The organism is Arthrobacter sp. sptzw42 (assembly GCF_059089685.1).
Genome location: NZ_JBNHEX010000003.1, coordinates 393894 through 402987 on the forward strand (window position 1 = coordinate 393894; position 9094 = coordinate 402987).

A 9094-nucleotide genomic window follows, 5' to 3' on the forward strand; every position below is an offset into this window, starting at 1 on the left:
TCTGGCTAACGTTGTCTGGCTAACGGTGTGTTGCTGAAAGGCTTGGATGAAAGCCCGGAGCTTTTGTCGAGGTGGTAAAAACTCCGGGCGGTGTAACGGGTGGCGCTTGAGCTTTAGCAGAAGCCGGCGATGCCGGACCAGGCAGCGGGAGCTGCGGCTGCGTCTTCCCGCTGGACGGTAGCCTCGATCAGGCCGTAGGGACGGTCCGCCGCGTAGAAGACCTCATTGGGGTTGTCGAGGCCGAAGGGTGAGAGGTCCACGAGGAAGTGGTGCTTGTTGGGCATGGAGAACTTGATCTCGTCGATCTCGCTGTGGGCCTCCAATACTTTGGTGCCCATGTCAAACAGGGTTTGCTGCAGGGCGTGGGAGTACTTCTCGGTGAAGCCTTCGAGCAAGAGTCCCCTGACGTCCTCGTAGCTCTTGTTGAAGTCCATCGCGCTGAAGTCGGTTCCGGTCTTGAAGCGCCAGCGTGCCGAGACGTCGGTGGCCAGGATGCGGTCGGTGGTCTCCTGCAGGGTGGTGTACCTGTCCTTCGGGTAGCCCACGAAGCCGGACTGGGTGGACTTCAGGACGGTCAGGTCCTTGAGTCCGGAGATCAGGTGGGTGGTGGCGCCGTCGCGGACCAGGACGGCTGTGCGGACTTCCTGGCCGTTGCGCACGAAGGAGTGGTCATGCCCGGCGCCGTGGGCCTGGATTCGGTCCCAGCTGTAGGACTCGGCCTCCCAGCGGCCGCCGGTCACCCAGTCGAAGCTGGAGGTGAAGTGCTCGCCGAGCCGAAGCAGGAACGCCTCGGGGGAACCGACACCGTCGCGGGCGAAAGCATAGATGGTGTTCTTCTGGGTGTCGGTGGCCACCACGTGGGCGTTGTCGCCCTCGAGGTGTGCGGCCGAAAAATCACCACGCAGCTGCGAGGTGACGTTGAGGTCTTCGATTTCGTGGCGGTCGCTGTCGCGGGTGATCTTGACGACCCGGACTTCGGCCTTTCCGTACTGGTTTTCGCCGAGGATGATTTTGCTGCTCATGGTCAGATTCCCAACTTCAGGTATGTGGGACCACAGTCCCGCATAGAAATTAAGCGCGCGTTTCCCGCACGTTTCTTGTACCGTCGGCCCACAAAAAAGAGCCGACATCAATAGATGTCAGCTCATTACGACCCTGCCTGCTGCTCCCAGGTTACGTGACCTGCGCCACGAATTGACAACCAGCGTACCTCCGGAATCCGGTGGTGTACATCACAGGTTCAAAATTCGGTTTGTGACTGCGGGCAAGCCTGGGCCGCCTTCAGCCGGCGGGCGCGCACCCTTGACGGCATAGCTTGAGCGTTCTACGCTTTCCACTGAACGATAAGTATTTTCCATAATATGAAACGACAGCATGAAGGAGGGCGAGATGGACCTGCAGGACAAGAACGGCTCGATGGAGTTTCCGGCGGTTGGCCAGGAGTTGTACCACCCATATGGAGGCACGGACCCGGACTTTCATATTCCGGCTGACTGCGACCGGCGGGGCCGGGGCTTCTCGAACTGGCTGCGCGGCCTGCCTGTCTTCGGGCGCCCGCGCTCCATGTAATTGCGCGGATCCTGCTCCTTGTGCTGCCTACCGTCGCTGGGCTGAAGGAAGCCCGCGCAGCAGCGCCGCCGCCGCGCTCACAGCAATGACAGCCGGGTGCTTGCCCGGTATATCTGGTAAGCCGATCGGGCATTGGATCCGGTCAATCTCTGCATCAGTAAAACCTTCCGCCCCCAGCTTTTGCCGGAAGCGAAGCCACTTGGCCCGTGAGCCGATCAGCCCCACGCTTCCCAGGTCTCCGCGGCGCAGGGCCGCATCACACAGAAGGAAGTCCTCGGAGTGGTCGTGGCTCATGATGAATACGTGGGCGCCGGCGGGCAGCTCCCGAAGGAACGAATCCGGAACCGGTGTGTGCACGGCACGCACGTCCGCGACACCAGAAGCCACGTCCGCCAGCCGGTCGGCGTCGAGCTGCTCCCCGCGGCTGTCCACCAGATACAGGGTCATTGGCATCCGTGACAGGATGCGGCCGAGTTCATATCCCACATGCCCCACGCCGAAGACCGCCACGGTGGGAAGGGACAGGAAGGGCTCCAGCAGCACCCGGACTTTTCCTCCGCAGCACTGCCGGCCGTGCTGCGCGGGGGCATGCTCACTAAGCGAGAACTCGGCGTTTTGGGGCGCGGAGATACCCCGGGCCATCATGTCGCGGGCTTGATCCACCACCGTTGCCTCGAGATTGCCTCCGCCGATGCTGCCCCAGGTGGAGTCTGCCCCGACAACCATTTTGGCGCCCGCCTCCCGGGGTGCGTGGCCACGCACTTCGGACACCGTGGCCAGGACCCCAGGCAGGCTTGCGGTCCTCAAGTACTGCAGGGCTTCCAACCAGTCCATGTCACAGCGCTGACGTCGGGACCGGCGGCCGGAGGGCGTCGCCGTCGGGTGTGTCATGGAACGGAGCGGTTATCCGTTCGAGCGCCCAAAACACTTCTTCCGGGGTTGCGGGGCTGCCCAGCGCTACCGAGCTGCCAGGCGGGCCGAAGGCTGCGACAGCGGCGCGGAGTGCCTCGCGAACGCTGATTGCCAGCATGAGCGGAGGCTCACCTACGGCTTTGGAACCGTAGACGACGCCGCTTTCAGTGGCACGTTCGAAGAGGTGGACATTGAATTGCTCCGGCATTTCGGAGAAGCTCGGCAGTTTATAGGTGCTGGCTGATGCGGTGGCCAGCCGTCCCCGCGTCGCGCCGTCGGATACATCCCACCGCAGGTCCTCAAGGGTCAACCACCCCGCGCCCTGCACAAAGCCGCCTTCAATCTGGCCAACGTCGATCATTGGCGAGAGGCTGTCGCCGACGTCATGCACGATGTCAGCGCGCAACTGGCGGTAGGTGCCGGTGAAACGGTCCACCTCCACTTCAGTTACCGCTGCCCCGTAGCTGAAGTATTTGAAAGGCTCACCCTGCATCCGGGCGCTGTCCCAGTGCAGTCCCTCGGTCCGGTAGTACCCTGCTGCCCATAGCTGGACGCGCTGGAAGTAGGCGTCGTGGACCACTTCGGCGAAGCTGAGCCAGCGGTCGTGGAACCCGATGCCCGTTACCTTTCCGTCGTCGAACCGTACATCGTCCGGGTGGATGTTGAGCCTCCTGGCTGCCACGTCAGCCAGCCGGGCACTTATCTGTTCGCAGGCGTTCTTCACTGCCCCGCCATTGAGGTCCGCGCCCGAGCTTGCGGCCGTGGCCGAGGTGTTGGGGACTTTGTCGGTGCGGGTAGGAGCGAGCCGGATGAACGAGAGGGGCACACCCAGTGCGGTGGCCGCTACCTGGCGCATCTTGGTGTGCAGGCCCTGCCCCATCTCGGTGCCACCGTGGTTGATGAGCACGGACCCGTCCTTATACACATGGACCAATGCGCCGGCCTGGTTGAACGCAGTGAGGTTGAAGGAGATGCCGAACTTCACGGGTGTTATCGCCAGCGCCCGTCTGGTGGCGGGGTGAGCTGCATTGAATACGGTGATATCCGCCCGCCGCCGTTCCACGTCAGCGCGGTCCAGCAGCGTGTCCCAGACGGCCAGCAGCCGTTCCGCGTGGCGCACCGGCTGCCCGTAGGGTGTAGTCTGCCCGGGCTGGTAAAAGTTGCGGCGGCGAAGCTCGGCCGGATCCAGGCCCAGCAGGGGTGCGCAGCGGCCCAGCAGGTCCTCGATCACGAGCATCCCCTGCGGGCCGCCGAACCCGCGGAAGGCTGTCTGGGATGTTTTGTTCGTCCTGGCGACGCGCCCGTGGACCTCGATGTTGGGGATGTAGTACGCGTTGTCAATATGGCACAGCGCCCTCGCCAGAACGGGCTCCGAGAGGTCCAGGCTCCAGCCTCCGTCGCTGGTGAGGGTGGCTTTGAGTGCCTGGAGGCGGCCGTCCGGGCCGAATCCTGCTTCCCAGCGCGCGTGGAATGGATGGCGCTTGCCGGTCATGGTGATGTCCTGGGTCCGGTTGAGGCGGAGGCGGACGGGGCGTCCGGTCAGGATGGCACCCAGCGCCGCGACTGCCGCGAATCCGTGCGGCTGCATCTCTTTGCCACCGAAGCCTCCGCCCATCCGAAGGCACTGCACAGTTACCTCATGGTTATGCAGGCCCAGCACGTGCGCCACGATTTCCTGTGTCTCGGAGGGATGCTGGGTGCTGGACTGCACAAAGACCTGCCCGCCGTCGTCGATGTGCGCAAAGGACGCATGGGTTTCAAGGTAGAAGTGCTCCTGGCCGCTGAACTCGAACTCGCCCGTGAACCGGTGGAGGGAGCTTTCCAGGGCCTGCGCCGGATCCCCGCGGGAGATGGTGGGCTGGTGGCCCTGGAAGCTTCCGGCTTCCATGGCTTCGGACAGCGTCATGAGGGACGGCAGGGGTTCGTAGTCGACTTTGACTGCCTCCGCCCCCAGCCGTGCCGCCTCCAGTGTTTCGGCGAGGACCCAGCACACGGCGTGGCCGTAGAACATGACTTCGCTGGGGAAGAGCGGTTCGTCGTTTTTGGCGCCGGCATCGTTGACGCCCGGAACGTCCGACGCCGTGAGGACCTTCACGACGCCGGGAACCTCAAGTGCCTCCTGGGTCTGCATGGCCAGGATCCGCGCGTGGGCGTGGGGTGCCTGGACGGGCCACGCGTGCAGGACATTCCGGGTGTGGACTGCAAGGTCATCGGTGTAGAGGGCGGTCCCGGTTACATGCGCCGCAGCGCTCTCATGGGAAACCGCGACCCCAACAACAGGGTTGACGGGACGGTCTGCCAAGGACTTCACCGTGCCTCCTCCAGTGCCGAAGCGTTCCCTGCCTGGAACCGCAGCAGGGCCTGCCCCAACATGGCCGAGCGGTAGAGGGCACTCGCGCGCATGTCATCGATAGGTGTTCCCTCACCCGCCATTACTGCAGCTGCCCGGGCCACCGTGCCAGGGGTCCACGGCTGGCCGGACAGCGCCTCTTCGGTTGCGAATGCCCGGATCGGCGTGGCTGCCACGCCGCCGAGCCCGATCCGGACCGATGCCACGACGCCATCAACAACCTGCAGCGCAATGGCGACTGACACGCTGGAGATGTCATCAAAGCGCCGCTTGGCGACTTTATAAAACGCGGTGTTTTCAGCCAGCGGCAAGGGTATCCGGACTGCGAGGAGCAACTCATCCGGCCTCCTGACACTCTGCCGGTACCCGGTGTAAAACTCCGAGAGCGGCACTTCACGTTCCTCCTCCGCCGAGGACAGGACAACCGTTGCATCCAGTGCGAGGAGTACCGGTGCGGTGTCGCCGATGGGGGAGCCGGTGGAGAGGTTCCCGCCGAAGGTAGCTGCATTGCGGATCAAACGGGAAGCGAACTGTGGAAACAGCTGGCCCAGGAGGGGTACACGACCGCCGAGGCCGCGCTCAACCTCCGAAAGCGTCAGGGCAGCCCCGATCTCGATGTGGCCGGAGCCGAGCGTCAGCTGCCGCAGCTCTTCCAAGCGGTCAATGGCGAGGACCAGGGGAGGCCTGGCGTGCCGAAGATTTATTTCAACTCCAAGGTCGGTTGCACCTGCCACCACCGTCGCGCCGGAGTTCTCGCGCAGCGTTTGCAGCGCCTCGTTAAGGGTCCGGGGGCGCAGGAACCGCGCCCCTCCGTCTGTTCGGGTGTGCATGGCCGGCGGCGCAGGCAGGTTTTGCCGGGTGCGCAACAGATCTGCTTCGGGGGGCTGCCCGAGCGCGTAGGCCGCATCCCTGATGGGCCTGTAGCCGGTACAGCGGCAGAGGTTTCCGCTGAGCGCATGCAGGTCAAAACCGTTTGGACCGCATTCGTGGTCAGTGGCGTGCTCTTCACCAACGAGGTCAGTGCCGGTCCCTTTGGTTGCCTCGGCGGGGCTCCGGTCCGGGCGGTAGTACTCGGCAGCCATGGAGCAAATGAAGCCGGGGGTGCAGTATCCGCACTGGGACCCGCCCCGGTCTGCCATCTGGCGCTGGACAGGATGGAGACCTTCCTTGTTCTGCCCAGTGGCGGTCCCGGCCAGACCTTCAGCAGTGATGATCTCTTGGCCGTCGAACGCAAGGGCAGGGGGCAGGCACGCGTTAACGGATGTCCAGCGGCTGTGACCGGGCCCATCCGGGCGCACCACCAGGACCGCACAGGCACCGCACTCTCCCTCGGCGCAACCCTCCTTCGCGCCTGTGAGGCCTTCTCCCCTCAGCCAATCAAGAAGCCTGGTATGAGGACTGGTGCCACTGCAATCGCGGGCCTGCCCATTGACGACTATCTTCATTCCGTCCATGCTTCTCGCTCCCGTACGAACCAGCCCTCCACGCCAAGCAGACCTCCGATTCCGGGCAGCGAGCCAGCGGCCCCGCCGGAATGCCCGTCACCTGTCCGATGTGATTAAGCTTACACACGCCGCCGGAAAGCGTTTTTCCACAAAGCGCCGGCGGCGGGGGATTTCCGCAGATGGATCAACGCCGACTTCATGTGTTGGGGTTTCCACGCCATATAGTCATGGGATGGAACAGCGGATTTTAGGCAAGACCGGACGGAACGTGTCCACTGTAGGACTGGGTACCTGGCAGCTCGGCGGGGACTGGGGCGCCGTCGATCCGGCACAGGCCCAAGCCATTTTGGCGGCGTCGGTCGAGGCGGGAGTGAACTTCTTTGACACCGCCGACGTTTACGGTGACGGCAAGAGCGAGCAGGCCATCGGGAAGTTCCTCGCGGATAACCCCGGGCTGGACATCACGGTGGCCACCAAGATGGGCCGGCGCGTGGACCAGCAGCCGGAAAATTACAGCCTGGCCAACTTCCGGCAGTGGGTGGACCGCTCGCGGAAGAACCTGGGAACGGACACGCTGGACCTGGTCCAGCTGCACTGCCCGCCCACCCCAATTTTCAGCAGCAGCGAAGTCTACGACGCCCTGGACACCCTGGTGTCAGAAGGCGCCATCCGCAACTACGGCGTCAGTGTTGAGCGCACGGATGAGGCAATGGAAGCGATCCGCCACGAAGGCACCTCCTCCGTGCAGATCATCCTGAACGCGTTCCGCCTCAAGCCACTCGACGAGGTGCTTCCCGCCGCGAAGGCGGCGAACGTGGGCATCATCGCCCGTGTCCCGCTCGCTTCGGGTCTGCTCTCCGGCAAGTACACCAAGGAGACTACCTTCGCGGAAAACGACCACCGGAACTACAACCGCAATGGTGACTCTTTCGACGTCGGCGAGACGTTCTCCGGGGTGGACTACGAACTCGGGCTGAAGGCCGTGGCAGAGTTCCAGCAACTGGTCCCTGCCGGCGCCACCACGGCACAGGCCGCCATCGCCTGGATTGCCGCTCAGGACGGCGTTACCACCGTGATTCCCGGCGCGCGCAACATAGAGCAGGCGACGGCCAACGCCGCTGCCGCCGGTATCGCTGTTGGTGAAGACTTCGACAGTGGAGTCCGCTGGATCTACGACCACTACTTCCGCGAGGCCATCCACCCGCGCTGGTAACCCGCAGGGCTTATTCCTGACGGGAAATGGGAGGGCGAATGGTGGCAACTTCCGTCAGCACCTTTGTGGAGCGGCTGTCCATTGTTCCGTCAGGACCCGGGCTCAACAACTTCCTTGACCACCGGGAACCTGCTAATGCCCAGCGCCGGCGCAACCTGGAGCTTTACCTCCAGGAGATGCTGGAGTGTTCCCCAAGGGTGCTGCTCCTCGGCGAGGCGCCGGGTTTTCGCGGCATGAGGATCACCGGGATCCCCTTCACCAACCGCACAATGCTTCAGGGGCCGGCCAACAGTTTCGGCGTGTTCGGGCCGGGCAAGGGCTACACACTGCCTCCGGAGGCTGCCGGAGTGGCGGCGGAGCCTACCGCAACGGTGATGTGGGAGGTCCTGGCGGAACTGAAGTTCCTTCCACTGCTCTGGAGCGCCTGCCCCTTCCATACCCATGTGCCAGGGGACCCCCAGTCCAACCGCACGCCCCGGACAGTCGAGGCCAGGCTGGGAATCCCGTTCCGGCAGGCGCTGACAGAACTCTTCGGCATCAAAACCGTGGTGGCAGTGGGCAACGTGGCACACCGCGCCCTGCTTTCCAGCGGCTATAGCGCGCCGAAGGTGCGGCACCCGTCCCATGGCGGACGCTCCGGCTTCAAGCGGGGACTTGAGGAGCTGCTGGAAGCCGGACTGGAGGGCCGGTAGCCCTTCGCGCAACCAAAGCCCGGGGGCCGGCCCTGCCCGCCGCGCGGCGCTGCAGGTCAGGCGTCGCCGCCCGCCCCGCCGGTAGTGCCGGCGTTCACGTCCAGGAGCTTGTAGCGGTCCATCGCGTACTGCGGTGCACCCTCCTCCACTTCGCCCCTTGCCGCGAGCATCTGCAGGGCTTTCACCACGATGGAGTGGATGTCGTTTTTGAAGAAGCGGCGGGCTGCGGCGCGGGTGTCGGAGAAGCCGAAGCCGTCGGCGCCGAGGGTGGCGAATTCGTTGGGGACGAATTGGCGGATCTGGTCCGGGACGGCTTTCATGTAGTCCGAGACGGCGACGACGGGTCCGGTGGCGCCTTCGAGTTGTTTGGTGACGAAGGGGACGCGGGCGGGCTGGCCGGGGTTGAGGAAGGCTTCTTCTTCGGCCGCCATGCCGTCGCGGCGCAGTTCGTTCCAGGAGGTCACGGACCAGACGTCTGCGGAGACGCCCCAGTCATCGGCCAGGAGCTGCTGGGCTTCCATGGCCCAGGGCACGGAGACGCCGGAGGCGAGGATCTGGGTCCGGGGACTATCTTGCCTCAGTCCTTCGGCTTTCGCCGGGTTGAGCAGGTAGATGCCCTTGAGGACACCTTCGACGTCGAGTTCTTCGGGTTCGGCCGGCTGGGTGATGGGTTCGTTGTAGACCGTGAGGTAGTACATCAGGTTCCGGTCATCTGATTCCGGCCCGTACATGCGTTCGAGGCCGTGACGGATGATGTGGCCCATTTCGTAGCCGTAGGCGGGGTCGTAGGTGACCACGGCGGGGTTGGTGGAGGCAAGGAGGGGGGAGTGGCCGTCGGCGTGCTGGAGGCCTTCGCCGGTGAGGGTGGTCCGTCCTGCGGTGGCGCCGATGATGAACCCGCGGGTCATTTGGT

General features: G+C 64.4%; 8 protein-coding genes. 3 read left to right on the top strand and 5 right to left on the bottom strand.

Going from position 1 to position 9094, the window contains the following annotated elements; genetic code table 11:
* Nucleotides 1-113: 113 nt before the first annotated feature.
* Nucleotides 114-1022 (bottom strand): factor-independent urate hydroxylase, encoded by a 909-nt coding sequence (gene pucL / locus AC5RT4_RS05915; RefSeq protein ID WP_494041416.1) that lies wholly within the window; start codon nt 1020-1022, stop codon nt 114-116.
* Nucleotides 1023-1389: 367 nt separating this feature from the next.
* On the opposite strand from pucL, the gene AC5RT4_RS05920 reads away from it, so the two are divergent.
* Nucleotides 1390-1569 carry a hypothetical protein gene (locus tag AC5RT4_RS05920; RefSeq protein WP_494041417.1) on the top strand — a complete coding sequence of 60 codons (180 nt, stop codon included), beginning with the start codon at nt 1390-1392 and terminating at the stop codon, nt 1567-1569.
* Nucleotides 1570-1596: 27 nt separating this feature from the next.
* Here the strand turns inward: AC5RT4_RS05920 and xdhC are convergent, their stop codons facing one another.
* Genes xdhC through AC5RT4_RS05935 form a run of 3 tightly spaced genes read right to left on the bottom strand, consistent with a single transcriptional unit; the run spans nt 1597 to nt 6285 of the window.
* The gene (gene xdhC / locus AC5RT4_RS05925; protein ID WP_494041418.1) at nt 1597-2403 is read right to left on the bottom strand and encodes a xanthine dehydrogenase accessory protein XdhC; all 807 of its coding nucleotides are present in this window, start codon (nt 2401-2403) and stop codon (nt 1597-1599) included.
* Between the two features lies 1 nt (nt 2404).
* Nucleotides 2405-4792: a xanthine dehydrogenase molybdopterin binding subunit gene (gene xdhB, locus AC5RT4_RS05930; RefSeq protein WP_494041419.1), complete on the bottom strand. Its 2388-nt coding sequence runs from the start codon at nt 4790-4792 to the stop codon at nt 2405-2407.
* Nucleotides 4789-6285 carry a xanthine dehydrogenase small subunit gene (locus tag AC5RT4_RS05935; RefSeq protein WP_494041420.1) on the bottom strand — a complete coding sequence of 499 codons (1497 nt, stop codon included), beginning with the start codon at nt 6283-6285 and terminating at the stop codon, nt 4789-4791. The genes xdhB and AC5RT4_RS05935 overlap by 4 nt, the downstream gene beginning before the upstream one ends.
* Before the next feature lie 223 nt (nt 6286-6508).
* On the opposite strand from AC5RT4_RS05935, the gene AC5RT4_RS05940 reads away from it, so the two are divergent.
* Both AC5RT4_RS05940 and AC5RT4_RS05945 read left to right on the top strand, forming a co-directional pair.
* Nucleotides 6509-7489 (top strand): aldo/keto reductase, encoded by a 981-nt coding sequence (locus AC5RT4_RS05940; RefSeq protein ID WP_494041421.1) that lies wholly within the window; start codon nt 6509-6511, stop codon nt 7487-7489.
* A 38-nt stretch (nt 7490-7527) separates the two neighbouring features.
* Nucleotides 7528-8181 (top strand): uracil-DNA glycosylase, encoded by a 654-nt coding sequence (locus tag AC5RT4_RS05945; protein WP_494041422.1) that lies wholly within the window; start codon nt 7528-7530, stop codon nt 8179-8181.
* Between the two features lie 56 nt (nt 8182-8237).
* Here the strand turns inward: AC5RT4_RS05945 and AC5RT4_RS05950 are convergent.
* A partial coding sequence (locus AC5RT4_RS05950) for a transketolase-like TK C-terminal-containing protein (protein ID WP_494105141.1) occupies nt 8238-9094 on the bottom strand: 857 nt, incomplete at its 5' end.

Coding starts and splice junctions, on each gene's coding strand:
- pucL (WP_494041416.1), bottom strand. CDS start 1,022: ATGAGCAGCAAAATCATCCTCGGCGAAAACCAGTACGGAAAGGCCGAA.
- AC5RT4_RS05945 (WP_494041422.1), top strand. CDS start 7,528: ATGGTGGCAACTTCCGTCAGCACCTTTGTGGAGCGGCTGTCCATTGTT.
- AC5RT4_RS05920 (WP_494041417.1), top strand. CDS start 1,390: ATGGACCTGCAGGACAAGAACGGCTCGATGGAGTTTCCGGCGGTTGGC.
- AC5RT4_RS05940 (WP_494041421.1), top strand. CDS start 6,509: ATGGAACAGCGGATTTTAGGCAAGACCGGACGGAACGTGTCCACTGTA.
- xdhC (WP_494041418.1), bottom strand. CDS start 2,403: ATGGACTGGTTGGAAGCCCTGCAGTACTTGAGGACCGCAAGCCTGCCT.
- AC5RT4_RS05935 (WP_494041420.1), bottom strand. CDS start 6,285: ATGGACGGAATGAAGATAGTCGTCAATGGGCAGGCCCGCGATTGCAGT.